Annotated in this window: 14 protein-coding genes; 6 read left to right on the plus strand and 8 right to left on the minus strand. The window is 65.1% G+C overall.

Annotation, left to right across the window (positions count from 1 at the left end):
* Nucleotides 1-108 precede the first annotated feature (108 nt).
* The 3 genes from K410_RS0107930 (at nt 109) to K410_RS0107940 (ending at nt 3,862) form a co-directional block, all read left to right on the plus strand.
* Nucleotides 109-711 carry a hypothetical protein gene (locus K410_RS0107930; RefSeq protein ID WP_028134352.1) on the plus strand — a complete coding sequence of 201 codons (603 nt, stop codon included), beginning with the start codon at nt 109-111 and terminating at the stop codon, nt 709-711.
* A gap of 757 nt (nt 712-1,468) precedes the next feature.
* Nucleotides 1,469-2,752 carry a phosphoribosylamine--glycine ligase gene (purD, locus tag K410_RS0107935; protein WP_028134353.1) on the plus strand — a complete coding sequence of 428 codons (1,284 nt, stop codon included), beginning with the start codon at nt 1,469-1,471 and terminating at the stop codon, nt 2,750-2,752.
* Between the two features lie 207 nt (nt 2,753-2,959).
* Complete coding sequence (locus K410_RS0107940) at nt 2,960-3,862, plus strand: alpha/beta fold hydrolase (protein ID WP_028134354.1); 903 nt, start codon at nt 2,960-2,962, stop codon at nt 3,860-3,862.
* Nucleotides 3,863-4,001: 139 nt separating this feature from the next.
* Here the strand turns inward: K410_RS0107940 and tadA are convergent, their stop codons facing one another.
* Nucleotides 4,002-4,460: a tRNA adenosine(34) deaminase TadA gene (gene tadA / locus K410_RS0107945; protein ID WP_049819961.1), complete on the minus strand. Its 459-nt coding sequence runs from the start codon at nt 4,458-4,460 to the stop codon at nt 4,002-4,004.
* A 119-nt stretch (nt 4,461-4,579) separates the two neighbouring features.
* Here tadA and K410_RS0107950 point away from each other — a divergent pair, with 119 nt between their 5' ends.
* Both K410_RS0107950 and rsmD read left to right on the plus strand, forming a co-directional pair.
* Nucleotides 4,580-6,649, plus strand: coding sequence for a pseudouridine synthase (locus K410_RS0107950; protein WP_028134356.1), 2,070 nt, complete (start codon nt 4,580-4,582; stop codon nt 6,647-6,649).
* Nucleotides 6,650-6,789: 140 nt separating this feature from the next.
* A complete protein-coding gene (rsmD, locus tag K410_RS0107955) occupies nt 6,790-7,344 on the plus strand; it encodes a 16S rRNA (guanine(966)-N(2))-methyltransferase RsmD (RefSeq protein ID WP_028134357.1) in 555 nt (184 codons plus the stop codon).
* Between the two features lie 89 nt (nt 7,345-7,433).
* Here the strand turns inward: rsmD and mutL are convergent, their stop codons facing one another.
* Nucleotides 7,434-9,248 carry a DNA mismatch repair endonuclease MutL gene (gene mutL / locus K410_RS0107960; protein WP_028134358.1) on the minus strand — a complete coding sequence of 605 codons (1,815 nt, stop codon included), beginning with the start codon at nt 9,246-9,248 and terminating at the stop codon, nt 7,434-7,436.
* Nucleotides 9,249-9,564: 316 nt separating this feature from the next.
* Here mutL and K410_RS0107965 point away from each other — a divergent pair, with 316 nt between their 5' ends.
* The gene (locus K410_RS0107965) at nt 9,565-9,870 is read left to right on the plus strand and encodes a hypothetical protein (protein WP_028134359.1); all 306 of its coding nucleotides are present in this window, start codon (nt 9,565-9,567) and stop codon (nt 9,868-9,870) included.
* 170 nt (nt 9,871-10,040) lie between these two features.
* Here K410_RS0107965 and arfB read toward each other — a convergent pair whose 3' ends face one another.
* From arfB to ileS, 6 genes are all read right to left on the minus strand, one after another.
* Nucleotides 10,041-10,457 (minus strand): alternative ribosome rescue aminoacyl-tRNA hydrolase ArfB, encoded by a 417-nt coding sequence (arfB, locus tag K410_RS0107970; protein WP_028134360.1) that lies wholly within the window; start codon nt 10,455-10,457, stop codon nt 10,041-10,043.
* A 120-nt stretch (nt 10,458-10,577) separates the two neighbouring features.
* Nucleotides 10,578-11,945 (minus strand): M16 family metallopeptidase, encoded by a 1,368-nt coding sequence (locus tag K410_RS0107975; protein WP_028134361.1) that lies wholly within the window; start codon nt 11,943-11,945, stop codon nt 10,578-10,580.
* Nucleotides 11,942-13,333, minus strand: a complete 1,392-nt coding sequence (locus tag K410_RS0107980; protein ID WP_028134362.1) for a M16 family metallopeptidase — start codon at nt 13,331-13,333, stop codon at nt 11,942-11,944. The genes K410_RS0107975 and K410_RS0107980 overlap by 4 nt, the downstream gene beginning before the upstream one ends.
* Before the next feature lie 185 nt (nt 13,334-13,518).
* Nucleotides 13,519-14,247 carry a hypothetical protein gene (locus tag K410_RS0107985; protein WP_028134363.1) on the minus strand — a complete coding sequence of 243 codons (729 nt, stop codon included), beginning with the start codon at nt 14,245-14,247 and terminating at the stop codon, nt 13,519-13,521.
* Between the two features lie 95 nt (nt 14,248-14,342).
* Complete coding sequence (gene lspA, locus K410_RS0107990; RefSeq protein WP_028134364.1) at nt 14,343-14,837, minus strand: signal peptidase II; 495 nt, start codon at nt 14,835-14,837, stop codon at nt 14,343-14,345.
* Nucleotides 14,838-14,845: 8 nt separating this feature from the next.
* Nucleotides 14,846-18,007, minus strand: coding sequence for an isoleucine--tRNA ligase (gene ileS / locus K410_RS0107995; protein ID WP_028134365.1), 3,162 nt, complete (start codon nt 18,005-18,007; stop codon nt 14,846-14,848).
* Nucleotides 18,008-18,013 lie beyond the last annotated feature (6 nt).

An 18,013-nucleotide genomic window follows, 5' to 3' on the forward strand; every position in this document is an offset into this window, starting at 1 on the left:
CTACGGTGACAGCACTGTCATCGTAATACTAGCCGTAGTCATACCAATCATCAGAAGGGTCTCCGATTTGGAATGGGCACCTAAGTGAAGCTCTAGGTTGATAGCCGCATGAACCCATTAAGTCAGATATTATCGAAACTGGGGGCCCTGCTGCCTCACCTGAAAGATGCCATTGTGATTGTGCCACTCTTAGGTACAGCGCTCGCCATAACCTATGATGTCGGATTTTTTGGCGGCATTGGGTTGCCGTACTTCACGATGTTCACGCTTTCGGAGCACATCGTGTTCGCCCTGGAGGCTGTTCCATTCGTTATCATTGTGATCGTAGCAATCCCCATCTGCCTTTATGCAGTGATCAATCTCCAGACGATGACGAAAAGGGTCGTGCCGGATGACGCTGGGGAAGGCGATACAGAAGAAGCTAAGATGCATGATGTTTCGACGCTCAGGGTCACGTTCGTGACCATCTGCGTCCTTATTATTGGGGCGTCGTTTGCGTTGGTCGGATACTTCGTCAATTCTGCCATGGCCACGATGGCCGGAGGCGGATTGGTCGGAGTGCTTCTGCTCGCCCAAATCGGCGCACCACTCGAAGTCGTCGCGATCGGTTCGTTCTTCGCGGGCACTTTTCTGCTTACATTGGGGTTTGCTCTCGACACGAGCCGCAACATGCTCAAAGCCCCAGCACCAACCTACACACTTGAAGCGTAACGGGATCGATATCGGGGTTACTGATTAGGAGTGGTGAGCGCGGTGTCCTATTCTTCAACCGAGAAAAGGCTGAAGTTATTTTCACGCGTTGGGATGGAATCAGCAGGATCAAGACAACGCCGCCATAGAACAGCCGGAGGTTGCTTGTAAAATGACACGTGCTGAAAAGCTTTGGGACCTATATACCCGGTGCGTTCGCGCTAATCAGGGCACGCTTTTTCACGATCATGGGCGAGTGTTGAAGCGGGTTATCCGAGATCCACGAAGCGTACAAGGCATAGCGCGAGCTACGAAGCTTACACTTGCTGATGTCCTTCTGACTTGGGACTGGGTGAATGAGAAAGTCGCTTCAGAATGCGACGACGCTGACTCGATCGAAGTTGTTCGAGAAACCCGCGCGAGAATAGGGGAGCTTTGGAATCAAGGAGCTGACGATCTTTCGCTCCAGAGTGATGCCTGCATCGACAAGCTAGCCGAGATCCTTCTCGTTGAAATCCCGAAGTCCCGTCGCAAGGTTTAGTCCGGATCATAATATTTTCCCGGTGGTCGATGAGTTTCTTCGGATCGTCCTTCGGGTCCCTTTCAATCTTGCCTGGGAGACCGACTGCGGCGGTGGGCAAATTGATGGTCGAAGGTGCGGTCACGCCAACGCGCCGCACCCCGGAATGCCGGGGAGCCCAGCCCCCCATCCCCCTTGAGCCCCACCCCGATTCATGCGACTTCCGCCCCCAGCAAAACCCCTCATCTTGAGCCTTCGATGCACATTCTCCTGCTCGGTTCCGGCGGCCGCGAACATGCCCTGGCGTGGAAGATCGCGGCCTCTCCCCTGGTGACCAAATTCTGGTGCGCGCCCGGCAATGCCGGCATCGCCAGGGAGGCGGAATGCGTGGCGCTCGATGTGGCCGACCATGCGGCGGTGATCGACTTCTGCAAGACGAACGCGGTCGAGCTCGTGGTGGTCGGGCCGGAGACGCCGCTGGCGGCCGGCATCGTCGATGATCTCACGGCCGCCGGCATCAAGGCGTTCGGGCCGAGCAAGGCGGCGGCGCAGCTCGAAAGCTCCAAAGGGTTCACCAAGGCGCTGTGCACCGAGTTCGGCATTCCGACCGGGGCCTACAAGCGGTTCACCAAGGCAGCCGACGCGCGCGCCTATGTGCAGAGCCAGGGCGCGCCGATCGTCGTGAAGGCCGATGGCCTCGCCGCCGGCAAGGGCGTCGTCGTTGCCAAGACCGTGCGCGAGGCCGAGGACGCCATCGCCATGATGTTCGAGGGTGCCTTTGGCGAGGCTGGCGCTGAGGTCGTGATCGAGGAGTTTCTGCCGGGCCGCGAGATCAGCTTCTTTGCGCTGTGCGACGGCGAGACCGCCATTCCGCTGGCTTCCGCCCAGGACCACAAGCGCGTGTTCGATCACGACGTCGGCCCGAACACCGGCGGCATGGGCGCCTATTCGCCGACGCCGCTGGTGACGCCGGCCATCCACGACGCGATCATGGCCAAGATCATCCTGCCGACGGTCGCAGGGATGAAGCAGCGCGGCACCCCGTTCCGCGGCGTGCTCTATGCCGGGATCATGCTGACGACGCAGGGGCCAAAGCTGTTCGAGTTCAACGTGCGCTTCGGCGACCCTGAATGCCAGGTGCTGATGCTGCGGATGATGAGCGACCTCGTGCCAGCGCTGCTGGCGTCCTGCGACGCGCAATTGAAGAATTTCGATCTGCGCTGGCACAAGGAAAGCGCGCTCACCGTGGTGATGGCCGCACAAGGCTATCCCGGCGACTACCAGAAGGGCACGCGCATCGAGGGGCTCGATGAAGCGGCCAAGGTGGACAATGTCGAGATCTTTCACGCCGGCACGGTGGCGAAGGACGGTGCGATCCTCGCCAATGGCGGCCGCGTGCTCAATGTCTGCGCGCTGGGGGCGACCGTGACCGAAGCGCAGGCGAGGGCCTACCGGGCCGTCGACCGCATCCGCTGGCCGGAGGGCTTCTGCCGCCGCGACATCGGCTGGCAGGCGGTGGAGGCGGAGAAGGCCAAGGGCTAGCTCGTCATTCCGGACGGCGCGCCGGACGCGCCGATCCGCAAATCTCGAGGTTTGTGTCACCGGATCGCCACATGCGCACCCCAGAATATGTAATCAGTCATTGGGCTTAGTGACCCCGATGATCATACCGCTACTGTGCATGGGGTTGTTTTCGCACTTTTTGGTGTCGGGGGCCGGCCCCGACTGACCCCTCAAGGATGCAACAAGATGTCCGATCTCGCCGACCTCTATCCTGGCTTTGCCGCCGAATGGATCGATACCTCGTTCGGCCGCGTCTTCGCCCGCGTCGGCGGCAAGGGCCCGCCGCTGTTGCTGCTGCACGGCTTCTCCGAGACCCACGTGATGTGGCACCAGGTGGCGCCTGAGCTGGCCGAGCACTTCACGCTGATCATCGCCGACCTACCCGGCTACGGCTGGTCCGACATGCCCGAGAGCGACGCGCTGCACATCCCCTACAGCAAGCGCGCGATGGCCAAGGCCATGGTCGAAATGATGGAGCGGCTCGGCCATGTGCATTTCGCGCTCGCCGGTCACGACCGCGGCGGCCGCGTGTCGTATCGGCTCGCGCTCGACCATCCCGGCCGGCTGTCGAAGCTCGCCGTGCTCGATATCCTGCCGACCTATAATTACTGGGAGCGGATGAACCGCGCCTACGCGTTGAAGATCTATCACTGGACCTTCCTGGCGCAGCCCTATCCGCTGCCGGAGACGCTGATCTCGAGCCAAGGCGAGTTCTTCCTGCGCTTCAAGATGGCGAGCCAGACCAAATCGAAGACGTTAGACGCGATCGATCCGCGAGCGCTCGAACATTACCTCGCCCCGTTCCGCGATCCCGCCCGCATCCATGCGATGTGCGAGGATTATCGCGCCGGCGCCTATTTCGACTACGACCTCGACAAGGCGGATTTCGAGGCCGGCAAGAAGATCACCATTCCCATGCTGGCACTGTGGGGCAATGCCGGCGTGGCCCAAGCCGCCGCGACGCCGCTCGATACGTGGAAGCAATGGGCCACCAACGTCGACGGCATGCCGGTGGATGCGGGGCACTTCCTGACGGAGGAGAACCCGGACGTGACCGCGAAGGCGTTGCGGGAGTTCTTCTCGGCCTAGGCACCGCCCTCCGCCACACACTCAACTGTCATCGTCCGCGAAGGCGGACGATCCGGTACTCCGAGACGAATGTGGTTCACTCGATGCGGCTTACTGGATGCCCCGCCTGCGCGGGGCATGACAGCGGAGTGTGGAGCACTCAGCGCCGCTCCCGAAAGAACTCCTTGAGCAGCCGCGCCGCCTCGGTCTCGCCGACGCCGGAATAGACGTCCGGCGCGTGATGGCAGGTTGGGGAGGCAAAGAACCGCACGCCTGATTCCACCGCGCCGCCCTTGGGGTCGGCGGCGCCGTAATAGAGCCGCCTGACCCTTGCAAACGAGATCGCGCCCGCACACATGGTGCAGGGCTCCAGCGTCACGTAGAGGTCGCAGTCGACGAGGCGCTCGCTGCCGATCTTCCTTGCGGCTTCGCGCAGCGCGACGATTTCGGCATGGGCGGTCGGATCATGGTCGGTCAGCGTCCGGTTGGCGGCGGTGGCGATCACCTCGTCATTGCGGACCACCACGCATCCAACAGGAACTTCGCCGGCTTTTCCGGCATTTTCGGCCGCCTGAAGCGCCAAATCCATGAAAGAGGGGGCTTTCAAGCCTCGTATCATCGCCAGAAACCTGCTAGTAGCTCCGCCTTCAGCAAGAGTGGATACCGATTTTGCCTGAGCATGCGGCTCGGAACGAGCGCGCGCAATGCTCATCGCGCTACCCCCAAGTGAGATCATTCATGCCTCGCGACAGCGACAAAGACAACGATTCCCGCGGCCGGCGAGGCCCGCCCAAAGGCGGCCGCAGCGGCAAGGCGCGCGGCCCCGAGAAGAAGTTCGCCAAGCGCGGCTTCGAGGGCAAGAAAGAGGGAAGGAGCGAGGGCAGGGGCGACCGCGACAGCCGCCCGCCCCGTGGCGATCGCGACAGCCGCCCTTTCCGCCGCCGCGAGGAGGGCGATGCCCCGCGCCGGGATTCGTCCGACCGTCCGCGCTTCAAGCGCGACGATCGCAGCAGCGAGCGCAGCTTCAAGCCACGTGGCGACCGTCCTTTCTCCGATCGTGGATCGCGCGATGGCGACAAGCGCTCCTTCAAGCCGCGCGGTGACCGCCCGTCCCAAGGCCGTGACGACCGTCCGCCGCGCAGCCGGGATCGCGATGAGTCCCGTCCCGCCGGCCGGTTCGGCGACAAGAAGTTCGGCGACAAGCGGCCGTATTCGCCGCGCGGCGACCGTCCGGAGCGTTCGTTCGACGGCGAGCGGAAGTTTTCGCGGGGCGGTCCGGATCGCGATCGTGGCGATCGCGGCGAGTCAAAGCCCTGGCAGAAGCGCGACGACCGTCCGCGCGGCGATCGGCCGCCGCGCAAGGATTTTGGCAAGGGTCCGCGCAAGGATTTCGGCGGCCGTGACCGCAGCGGAGACAAGCCCTGGCAGAAGCGCGACGAACATCGCGATGGCGGCCGCGGTGACGACCGTCCGCGGTTCTCGCGCTCACGCGACGATCGCGCATCGGGCGATCGCCCGTTCCGCGAGCGGCCCAAATTCGACCGTCCGCGCGAGGATCGTCCAAAATTCGACCGGCCCCGTCGTGACGGCGATGGCGACCGCGGCGGCGACCGGCCGAAATTCAATCGTCCGCGCGAGCGGTCTGAGGGCCGTTCCGATTGGCACGAGCATCCGCGCAGCGAAGGCCGTTTCGGCGATCGCCCGCGCCGCGAAAACGAGGATGACAGCAGGATCTTCGAGAGACGTCCCGCCTTCGGCGGCCGCGGTGCCTATCGCGAGCGCGATCGTGACGTCGACCGGCGGCCGCGCCGGGACGAAGAGCCGAAGCCGAAGAAGGCCGGCGAGCGCATCGCCAAGGTGCTGGCACGTGCGGGCCTCGCCTCGCGCCGCGACGCCGAGGAGATGGTCACGCAAGGCCGCGTCACCGTCAATGGCCGCGTCATCAACTCGCCCGCGCTGGACATCACCAAGAACGACGTCGTCATGGTCGACGGCAAGCCGTTGCCGGAGCGCGAGCGCACGCGCCTGTTCCTCTATCACAAGCCGCGCGGGCTGATGACCACGCATGACGATCCCGAGGGGCGTCCCACCGTGTTCGACAATCTGCCGGAAGGTCTGCCGCGGCTGATCAGCGTCGGCCGGCTCGATTTCAATACCGAGGGCCTCTTGCTGCTCACCAACGACGGCGGGCTGGCGCGCACGCTGGAGCTGCCCGATACCGGCTGGCTGCGCCGCTACCGCGTCCGCGCCCACGGCGACGTCACCCAGGCCCAGCTCGACGAGCTCAAGAACGGCGTCGAGATCGAGGGCGTCAAATACGGTCCGATCGAGGCGACGCTGGAGCGCGACCAGGGCGCCAATGTCTGGCTGGTGTTCGCGATCCGCGAGGGCAAGAACCGCGAGGTGCGCAACGTCTGCGCCCATCTCGGCCTCGAGGTGAACCGGCTGATCCGCGTCTCCTACGGCCCGTTCCAGCTCGGCGAGGTCCCGGAAGGCCAGGTCGAGGAGATCAAGTCGCGGGTGCTGCGCGAGCAGCTCGGCGACAAGGTGATCGAGAAGTCGGGGGCGCAGTTCGACGTGCCCGCGAAGCCGGCCGCGCGCGAGGACGATGCGCCGCGCGAGACGAAGCCCGCCAGCAAGCGCGCCGTGATCAACGACCGCAAGGGCCGCCGCGTGCTGGTGCAGCGCACCGGCAGCGAGGAGGCACGCGAACGCAACGAGGAACAGGCCAGCGGTTACGGCCCGCCGCGCCGTCCCAAGCGCGGCTATCACGGCAAGCGCGACTTGACGCCACGGGATGGCGAGTAAGCTTCAATGCTTGGAGCGACGCCGACACCGCGCAACAGGTCGTCATGGCCGGGCTTGACCCGGCCATCCACGTCTTGCTTGCGCCTGCTACTGAAGAACGTGGATGCCCGGGACAAGCCCGGGCATGACGGAGTCGTGTAATGCGCGTCGTTGGCGGTCGCTTGAAGGGGCGCAATCTGGCCTCGCCGTCCTCGCGCGACATCCGCCCGACGGCGGACCGCTTGCGCGAGTCCGTGTTCAACATCCTCGTGCACGCCTATGACGATCCGATTGCCGATGCGCGCGTGCTCGACCTGTTCGCCGGCACCGGGGCGCTCGGTATCGAAGCGGTCTCGCGCGGGGCGAAGTTCACGCTGTTCGTCGACAATGGCGCGGAAGCGCGGGCGCTGTTGCGCAACAATGTCGAGACGCTGGGCCTGGGTGGCGTCACCAAGGTCTATCGCCGCGACGCGACCGATCTCGGCCCCGCGCATCCCGTCGAGCCGTTCTCGCTGGTGTTCCTCGATCCGCCCTACGGCAAGGGTTTTGCGGAGAAGGCGCTGGCGTCCTTGCGCGACGGCGGCTGGCTGACGCCGGGCGCGCTGCTGGTGGTGGAGGAGGCGAAGGCCGCGCAGTTCGTGACGCCGGAAGGATACGAGGAGCTGGAGCGGCGCGCCTACGACGACACGGAGTTCGTGTTCTTGAGGAAGCGGTAGGACGGGTAGAGCGAAGCGAAACCCATCGTCTCACTGCCTGGGTGGAAGGATGGGTTTCGCTACGCTCTACCCATCCTACACGACCAGAACTATCTCCGCCCGAACAGCTTCTCGACGTCGCTCAGCTTCAGCTCGACATAGGTCGGCCGGCCGTGATTGCACTGGCCGGAATTCGGCGTGTCCTCCATCTCGCGCAGCAGTGCGTTCATTTCCTCCGGCCGCAGCCTTCGGCCGGCGCGCACCGAGCCGTGGCAGGCCATGGTCGCCGCGACGTGCATCAGGCGGCGCTCCAGCGGCAGCGCTTCGTCCCACTCGGCCATGTGCTCGGCGAGATCGCGCAACAGGCCGCCGGCATTGGTCTTGCCGAGCAGCGAGGGCGTCTCGCGGACCGCGACTGCGCCGGGGCCGAAGGATTCGATGGCGAGGCCGAACGAGGCCAGTTCCTCGCTGCGCTCCAGCAGGCGCTCGACCGTGGCCTCGTCCATCTCGACGATCTCGGGAATGAGCAGGATCTGCCGCTGCACGCCGTTGGCGGCCATCGAGGCCTTCAGCCGCTCATAGACGATGCGCTCATGCGCGGCGTGCTGGTCGACGATGATGAGGCCGTCACGGGTCTGCGAGACGATATAGGTCTCGTGGATCTGCGTGCGCGCCGCGCCGAGCGGGCGGTCGACGAGGTCCGCCACCGGCTGCGTCTCGAATCGCACGTCCGCGCTGGGAGCACCGACATCGAACGCGGCCTGCGCACGCTCCGCTAGAGCGGATGTCGCGGAGCCCTCGAATGACGGCATCGGCGCAACAGGGGCGGCGGGCGAGGCGCGCCAATCCCAGCTCGCGGGACGCGGCGGCGTGAAAGCGGGCCGGAACGCGGACAAGGCGCTCTCGCCGCTATTGGCAGCGGTGCGCCGGCCCTCGCGCGCCAGCGCCTCCTTCAATCCGTGCACGATCAGCGCGCGGACAAGGCCGGCATTGCGGAACCGCACTTCGGTCTTGGCCGGATGCACGTTGGCGTCGACCTCGCGCGCATCGAGCGTGACGAACAGCGCCAGTACCGGATGGCGGTCACGCGGCAGATAGTCGGAATAGGCTGCGCGCACGGCGCCGAGAATCAGCTTGTCCCGCACCGGACGGCCGTTGACGAAGAGATATTGCCCGAGCGCGTTGGCCTTGGTCAGCGCCGGTGCCGCCGCATAGCCGGCGACGACGATGCCCTCGCGCTCGGCATGGACCTCGATGGCGTGGCTGCGAAACTCCGCGCCCAGGATGTCGCCGAGCCTGGTCAGCCGTCCGGCCGCGCCGGGCAGCGCGGCGGCCCAGGTCACCGGCGCGCGTTCCTCGCCGGCCAGCGTGAAAGCAATGTCGGGCCGCGCCATGGCGAGACGCCGCACCACCTCGCGGATCGCCTCGGCTTCGGTGCGGTCGGTCTTGAGGAATTTCAACCGCGCCGGCGTCGCATAGAAGAGGTCGCCGACCTCGACGCGCGTGCCGTGCGCCAGCGCCGCCGGCATGATCTCGGATTTCTCGCCGCCTTCGACCGTCAGCGCCCAGGCATGCGGCTCGCTGGCGTGGCGCGTGGTGATGGAGAGCCGCGCGACTGAGCCGATCGAGGGCAGCGCCTCGCCGCGGAAGCCGAGGGTTCGAATCTGGAGCAGGTCCTCGTCGTCGAGCTTGGAGGTGGCATGGCGCTCGACCGCGAGGGCGAGATCCTTCGCGGTCATGCCGCCGCCGTCATCGGTGATGCCGATCCGCCGCCGCCCGCCGCCTTCGGTGAAGACGTCGATCCGGCTCGCGCCGGCATCGATCGCGTTTTCGACCAGTTCCTTGACCACGCTCGCGGGGCGCTCGACCACCTCGCCGGCGGCGATGCGGTTGACGATCTGCTCTGGAAGTTGGCGGACGGGCATGAGCTCACTCGGCGAATGTCCCAATCTAACGCCACCTCGCAACAAATGCATGGGGAAGGTTGCGCTTCCCACATACCAGATGTGGGAATCTCCAGCATTCACCGGTCGTTGACGAATGCGGCGCGGGCTCGCGCGTTGCCGCATATGAGGAGTGCAATTCCGCGAAACCGCCGCGAAATCCCTAAACCATCAACACACGATACGGCTTGGATGAGCACCGCGCCGTTCGCACGCTTGACGCGATGTCACGGTTCGATCCAGGCGAACGGCGCTGCGGACAATTGGACTGTCATCGCGGAAAATCCAGGAGAAGTGGATGAAGTTGGTCAAGACCTCGATTATCGCATGCGCTCTGTCGGCTTTCATTGCGACGCCCGTTCTCGCGCAAAGCGCGCCCCCCACCGCCAAGCCGGGCGGCGCCGTGCAAAGCAAACCCATGCAGGGCAGCACGATGGGCAGCGGCGACGAGGAGATGAATGCGCAGCCGGGCACTGCGGGCGAGAAGACCGGCATGAAGCCGACTAAAAGCACCCGAGGCACGGCCGGCACCACGGGCAGCGCTACGCACAAGGGGACGGCCGACGATGCCGCGACCGGCGCAGCCCCGTCCAAGCGTTACTGACATCAGGGCGGATCGTTCACCTCTCCCGCTTGCGCACGCGAGAGAGGACGGCGCGGAGCGCTGGGTGAGGGCTTTCTCCGCGTCGGGATTGTCCCGTTGCGGAGACACCCTCTCCCCGACCCTCCCCCGCAAGCGGGGGAGAGAGCTCACTGCCGATGCATCTTCGCGCTTTAGTCGTCGAAGCTTCGGCCGCGTCCGGCCTTGATGTCGCTGCGGCGCTTCTTGCCTTCGAGACGGCGTTGCTTCGAGCCGAAGGTCGGTTTTGTCGCGCGCCGCGGCTTTGGCCGCACCATCGCCTCGCTGAGGATTTCGACCAGCCGGTCGATGGCATCCTGGCGGTTGCGCTCCTGGGTGCGGAAGCGCTGCGCGTGGATCACGATGACGCCGTCCTTGGTCATGCGCTGGCCGGCGATGCGGGCAAGGCGTAGCGCCACATCCTCCGGCAAGGTCAGCTTGCGCGTGTCGAAACGCAGCTGGGCCGAGGTCGCGACCTTGTTGACGTTCTGCCCGCCCGGGCCGGAGGCGCGGACAAAGCCGATCTCGATGTCGTCCTCGTCGATGACGAGATCGCGGGATATCCGCAGCATGATGGCACCATTCGTGATGTCCGGACATATCGCGGACGTCTACGTTCGGCAATGGTGCTTGGCGGAAACGCAAGATGGCCGGGCGAGCCCGGCCATCTTGGGAAGCGCAAGAGCGTGACGTCAGTTCGACTTCGTCGCCGGTGCCGCCGCCGGTTGCGCCGCGGCCTGCGGGGCACGGCCGACGACGACGGTCAGCAGGCCCTGGCCCCAGAGCCGCCGGGCGGCCGCCTTGGCGTCGTCCAGCGTCACGGCATCGACGATGGCGTTGCGCTTCTCGATGTAGTCGATCGGCAGCTTGTCCTGCTGGTACTGCAGCAGCGCTTGCGCCAGCTTGGAGGAGGTGTCGAGCGCCAGCATCTGCGAGCCCTTGAGGTAGGACTTGGCCTCGTCGAGCTCCTTCTGCGTCGGACCTTCCTCGGCGATCCGGCGCACTTCCTTCTCGATGGCATCGATGGTGTCGCCGGCGCGGTCGGCGCGCGTGCCGGTATTGCCGATGAAGATCGCCGAATGCTCCATCCAGAGCAGCGATTCGAACACCGAATAGGCGAGGCCTCGCTTCTCGCGGACCTCGCGGTAGAGGCGCGAGGACAATCCGCCGCCGCCGAGGATGTGGTTGACGACATAGGCCGCCATGAAGTTGGGATCGCTGCGCTTCACCCCGGGCCCGCCGAATGTGATCACGGTCTGCGGCACGTCGAGGGTGACGAAGGCGCGTTGCGGCGGCTTTGCGGCTTCGACGTCGGGGACCGGCGTCAGGTTGGCCTTGGCGGGCAGGGCGCCGAAGGTGTGGTCGAGCAGCTTGCCGAGGGCCACCGGATCGACATCGCCGACGACTGCGATCTTCAGCCCATCCCTGGCCAGCACGCGGCCGACATAGTCCTTCATGTCGGCGACCGTGATGGTCGGCACGCTGTCGAGGTTGCCGTTGGTCTGCCGGCCGTAGGGATGATCGCCGAAGGCGACTTCCAGGAACTTGCGGCTCGCCAGCGAGGTCGGGTTGGTGGTCTCGCGGCGCAGGCCCGAGATGACCTGGGAGCGGATGCGTTCGACGTCGGCGGGGTTGAAATGCGGCGAGGTCAGCGCGCCCCGCAAGAGATCGAAGGCCTCGTCCTTGTTGTCGCGCAGCATGCGCAGGCTGCCGCGGAAGGTGTCGCGGGTGGCATTGAAGGACAGCTCGATGGCGCGGCGGTCGAGCCGCTCGTGGAAGGTCTTGGAATCGAGATCGGCGGAGCCTTCGTCGAGCAGGTCGCCGACCAGATTGGCGACGCCAGGCTTGTCCTTGGGATCCTGGGCCGAGCCGCCGGCAAAGGAATATTCCATGGCGATCAGCGGCACGGTCGCGTCCTGCACGAACCAGGCCTCGATGCCGCCGGGCGAGACCAGGCGCTGGATCTTTGCGGCGGCGAGCGACGGCGACACCGCAGCCAGCGCGAGCGCGGCGCCGGCGACGAACGAGAATGCAACGCGTCGAAGGAAGGGATAGGTCACGAACGCTTCTCCTCGCGCTTGGCAGCACTGGTGTCCTTGATCAGATAGCCCGTCACCGAGCGCTTCTTATCCAGCCATTTCTGCGCGACGGCGCGGACCTGCTCGGCGGTGACCGCGCGGATGCGATCGGGCCAGCTCCTGATGTCCTCGATCGACAGGCCGGTGGTCAACGCGCCGCCATACCAGCGTGCCAGCACTGCCTGGTTGTCCTGGGCGTAGATCGCTTCCGCGATGAGCTGGGTCTTCACACGCTCCAGATCCTCGGCGCGGATCGGGTTCTGCGCCACGTTGGCGATGACGCCGTCGACCGCCTGCTCGATCTCTGCGAAGCTGACGCCGGCTTTCGGCGCAGCCGAGATCGCGAACTGGGTCGGGTCGAGCGCGATGCTGGAATAGCTGGCGTTGGCGGAGACCGCGAGCGGCTTGTCGACGACGAGGGCGCGGTAGAGATAGGAATTGCTGCCGCTGCCCATCAGCTGCGCCAGCACGTCGAGGGCCGCGCTCTCGCCGGCCGCGGCCGTGGTCGCCGACGGCACGAGATAATAGCGCCGCATGTTCGGCTGCTCGACGCGCGGATCGGCCAGCGTGACGGTGCGCGGGGCGGCGGGCTCAGGCTCCTGCGGACGGACCCGCCGTGCCGGGATGGCAGGCTGCGCCGGGATCGAGCCGAAATTGCGCTCGACCAGCGGGCGGATTTCGGCGGCGTCGACGTCGCCGGCGATCACCAGGATCGCGTTGTTCGGCGCATAGAAGCGGCGGTAGAAGGCGAGCGCGTCCTCGCGATCGAGCTTCTCGATTTCCTGATGCCAGCCGATCACTGGCCGGCCGTAGGGATGATTGAGGTAGAGCGCAGCCATGATCTGCTCGTTCAACCGCGCGTCGGGATTGTTGGCGACGCGCATGTTGTATTCTTCCAGCACGACATCGCGCTCGGGCAGCACGTTCTCGTCCTTGAGGATCAGGCCGGTCATGCGGTCGGCCTCGAACTCCATCATGGTCGGCAGCTGCTCTTTCGGCACACGCTGGTAGTAATTGGTGTAGTCGACCGAGGTCGAGGCGTTCTCGTTGCCGCCGACGCGGAGCACGGTCTGGGAGAATTCGCCGGCGGGATGCTTCGAGGTGCCCTTGAACATCAGGTGCTCGAGGAAATGCGCGAGCCCGGATTTTCCCGGCGTCTCGTCGGCCGAGCCGACCTTGTACCAGATCATCTCCGTGACCACGGGCGTGCGGTGATCCGGGATTACCACGACCTGCATGCCGTTGCTGAGCGTGAAGCTGGCGGGCGGGGCCGATGTGACCGTGGTCTGGGCGAGGGCCGCACCTGATGTCAGGACACTGGTCGAGAGCAGCGCGGCAAGGAGGCAGGCAGCCGATCGGGAAGAGGGCATCATGATCCTTTTGAACGCCGAGGTCCGGATCTCCGGCTCGGAGGCGCCGCATGCTACACCGTGCGGCTGAGACTTCGCGTCACGAAGCAGAGAACGCCATCAACGCGTGAGCAAGTCAGGCCAAAGCCATGCAGGGGCCGGCAGCCAGCTCCGCGATCCGAAATGCTCGGGGCCGGGCAGGAGTGCTATTGCACCTTCTCCTTGCCGGACAGGACGTCGAAATAGGTTCGCTTCGAGTTGTCCGGCCCGGAGCCGTAGGCGTAGTTCGGCGAGGGCGTCTGGTATCCCGGCGGCGGCTCCACCAGCGATTGGCGCGGCGGCTCCGACGTGAACTGCTTCGACTCGGGCTCGTTGCCTTTGAACAATTTGAACAGTCCACCGGTGTATCCGAGCTGGGCGGGGCTGAGAGTCGGATTGGCGGTGGTGCCCGGCTGAACCGGATCATTGCTGGTCTTTGCGGCGGCGGCCGTCTTGTGGGCGTTCATCTCGGCGGGCGAGAGCGGCCGGGCATTCTTCAGATACTCTGCTGCCTTGTCGCCGCCCCCCTTCTTCCGCGCGGCGATGGCGTCCTTGCGACGCTTCTCGTCGGGGTCCTTGGGCCAGTTCGGCGCAACCGCGGCCTCCGCCGCGGCCGGCGGCGGCAGGTCGAGCTTGGGCGGCACGACCAGCGGCGAACGCTCGCGGTATTCGATGCCGGGCTTCTCCATGCTCTTGGCGCCGAGGCCGGACATCAGATTGTCGATGAGCTTCTCTTCGAAGGTCATGTCGTCGTCCTCGTCGTCATCACCAGCGCGGGCGGCGCCGGTCGACATGACGAGGCCAATGCCGAGCGCGACAGCGGACAATTTCAAAGCCCGCCAGACCCCCCATTGGGAGTCTCGAACCATTGAACCGCTGGTCTTCGAGCTGCGCATTACGATACCTGTTCCATATTGTGGCAGATCGCCGCTCAAATGCGGCCAGTCCCTCGCAAAACCAGGTTCCGCCTGCCGGTCCGTATCGGCCGGGATCAGGGCGCTTTTGCGGCGGGTACCCCCAGGAAGGAATCATACAATAGCGCTGCCACCCCAGCAACGATTGCCACGTCCGCGAGGTTAAACACGTACCAATTATAGGTATTTCCGCCGATCTCGATATGGAACAGCGCGAAATCGACCACCGCGCCATGGATCAGGCGGTCGATGCCGTTGCCGAGGGCGCCGCCGATGATCAGGCCCAGCGCAACCGTGACAAGCCTGGTGTGCGAGCGGGCCATCCAGATCGCCAAGGCGACCACGGCGAGCGCCTTGACCGCCATCAGCGCGAGCTGCGCCGCCTGGCTGTCGTGCTGCAGCCAGCCGAAGCTGATGCCGATATTCCAGGCCAGCACCAGGTCGAAGAACGGCGTCACCCTGACGACGCCGCGCCGGGCGAGGTCGAAGACGTTCAGCAGCCAGAGCTTCGAGGCCTGGTCGGCCACGAGCGTGACAATTGCCGCGAGGGTGCCGGCGCCAAGCGGGGTCATGCGGGGGATCAGACCGCCACTCCCAACGCCTTCCATTCGCGCAGCGCCTTGGCGTCGCGCGGGGTGACGTCGGGGTACTCAGGATCGTCGCCGACAAACGGCGAGATCTTCCAGGACCGGGCGCATTTGGTGCCGACCGCCTTCTCCACCACGACCGCGACACCGGGCACCGCGTCGAGACGGAACGCAGCAGCCGGCGCCTCGCCCTCACGCACCTCGTAATTCGAGGTGATGCAGACTTCGGCCAGATCGATGTCGAACAGCGTCGCCAGCATGCCGCGGTCGGCGACATAGATCACCGGCGAGGCCTCCAGCGAGGAGCCGATGTTCTTGGCGGCGCGTTCGAGCTCGAGCGCGCCGGTGACGACGCGGCGAACGTTGCGGATCGTCTCCCACTTCGCGGCGAGCCTGTCGTCGCGCAAGCCGTCGAGATCGGTCGGGAACAGCGTCAGATGCACCGACGGCTCGGCGCCGGGGCGGTACATGCGCCAGGCTTCCTCGGCGGTGAAGCTGAGGATCGGCGCCAGCCATTTCAGCACCGAGGTGCACAACAGGTCGATCGTGGTCAGCGCCGCCTTGCGGGTCAGGGAGGACGGCGGATCGCAATACAGCGTGTCCTTGCGGATGTCGAAATAGAACGCCGAGAGCTCGCTGTTGAGGAAGGCCGAGAGGGTCGCGACCACGGTCTTGTAGTCGAACTCCCGATAGGCCTTGTCGATGGCGGCGGCGCGCACCGCCAGTTCGTGCAGCATCAGCCGCTCGAGCTCGGGCATCTCGGCGGGCGCGACCGCCTCGGCCGGCTTGTAATGATGCAGCGTGCCGAGCATCCAGCGCACGGTGTTGCGCAGCTTGCGATAGGTCTCGACCGTGTTCTTCAGGATCTCGGGACCGATGCGCTGGTCGTCAGTGTAGTCGCACGACGCGACCCAGAGCCGAAGGATGTCGGCGCCGGATTCCTTGATGACCGCTTGCGGCTCGATGGTGTTGCCGAGCGACTTCGACATCTTGCGGCCGTCCTCGGCCTGGGTGAAGCCGTGGGTCAGCACGATGTCGTAAGGCGCGCGGCCGCGCGTGCCGCAGCTCTCCAGCAGCGAGGAGTGGAACCAGCCGCGATGCTGGTCCGAGCCTTCCAGATACATCACCGTGTCGGTGCCGCCGTCGACCTTGCGCTTGATGCCGGCGAGGCCGGGAAACTGCTCGGGGTCCTCGAGCACGAAAGCGTGGGTCGAGCCGGAATCGAACCAGACGTCGAGAATGTCGTCGACCTTCTGCCAATCTTCGCTTGCGCGCGCGCCCAGGAAGCGCTCGCGCGCGCCTGTCGCATACCAGGCATCGGCGCCTTCCTGCTCGAACGCCTCGCCAATGCGGGTGTTGACCGCCTCGTCCTGCAGGATCTCGGCGGAGCCGTCGCCTTTCTCGCGCACGAAGACCGCGATCGGCACGCCCCAGGCGCGCTGGCGCGAGATCACCCAGTCGGGCCGCGCCTCGATCATGCCGTTGATGCGGTTCTCTCCCGAGGGCGGCACCCATTGCGTCACCGAGATCGCGTGCAGCGCGCGGGCGCGCAGCGTGTCGCCGGGAGTGGTGATCGTTGCTTCCACTTCAAGTGTCGGCAGCGGATTTAGTGAAGATTGGAGACCCATAACGAGATTGGTTGAACTCGAAACATTCCTATCAAGAGTCCGGCGCCGACCAAGATGGACCACTTTCCGAGCGATGTCCTTGTCCATGGCGATGAACCATTGCGGCGTGTTGCGAAAGATCACCGGCTTCTTCGAGCGCCAGGAATGCGGATATTGATGTTTAAGGCGGCCGCGCGCCAGCAAATGTCCGGTCTCAATCAGCGCCGTGATCACGGCCTCGTTGGCGTCGCCCTTCTCACCCTTGTCGGTGATCACGTGCCTGCCGGTGAAGCCGGGCGCTTGCGCGGTGTAGGCGCCGTTCTCGTCGACAGTATAGGGGATCGCCGTCGAGATGCCGCGCGCGTGGAGCTCGCGCGCGTTTGCCGTCCAGATATCGAAATCCTCGCGGCCGTGGCCGGGTGCGGTGTGCACGAAGCCTGTACCGGTGTCATCGGTAACGTGATCGCCGGCCAGCAACGGAACGGTGAATCCGTAGCCGCCAATCCCTCTTAATGGGTGATCGCACACAAGGGTTGCGAGCACTTCGTTGGGGACGTCGTCGAGCTTTTCGTAGTCTTGCGGCTCAACGCGAGCTTGCTTAAACACTTCTGGCGCAAGATTTTCGGCCAACACGTAAAGATCGCCTGCCTTAGCCCAATTTCCGGCGGGCGCCTTCCTGACACCGTATAGTGCGTACTTAATTTTTGGCGAAAAGCTAATGGCCCGATTTCCGGGCAAAGTCCAAGGAGTGGTCGTCCAGATTACGATAGATGCCGCGAGCAGAGCCATGTTCTTGAAAACAGGCTTGCTGTTTGGATCAACCGGCTGAAATTCTTCCCTAATCGGGAATTTCACCCAGACCGTATCGGAGGTGTGGTCCTCGTACTCGACCTCGGCTTCGGCCAGCGCGGTCTTCTCGACCACGCTCCACATCACCGGCTTGGAGCCGCGATAGAGCGTGCCGTTGGCGGCGAACTTCATCAACTCGCGCGCGATCTGGGCTTCGGCCGGGAAGCTCATGGTGGCGTAGGGATGATCCCAGTCGCCGATGACGCCGAGGCGCTTGAACTCCTCGCGCTGCACGCCGAGCCAATGCGTGGCGTAGGCGCGGCACTCCCGGCGGAAGTCGATCATCGCGGCGGAGTCGCGGAAGTCGGGCTTCTGCTTGCCCTTCTTGCGATAGTGCTCCTCCTCGACCTTCCACTCGATCGGCAGGCCGTGGCAGTCCCAGCCCGGCACGTAATTGGAATCGAAGCCGAGCATCTGCTGGCTCTTGGTGACGAGATCCTTGAGGATCTTGTTCAGGGCCGTGCCGATATGGATGTTGCCGTTGGCGTAGGGCGGGCCGTCATGCAGCACGAACTTGGCGCGGCCACGGGCAGCCTCACGCAGCTTCTCGTAGAGACCGATCTCGTACCAGCGCTTGAGGATCTCCGGCTCGCGCTGGGGCAGGCCGGCGCGCATCGGGAATTCGGTTTGCGGCAGGAACAGGGTCTTCGAATAGTCTTTGGCTTCGGACTTTTGGGACTTTTGCGGCTTTTCGGACATGAGGCT

The organism is Bradyrhizobium sp. 22 (genome assembly GCF_000482425.1).
In the GTDB taxonomy this organism is placed as follows: Bacteria; Pseudomonadota; Alphaproteobacteria; order Rhizobiales; family Xanthobacteraceae; genus Bradyrhizobium; species Bradyrhizobium japonicum_B.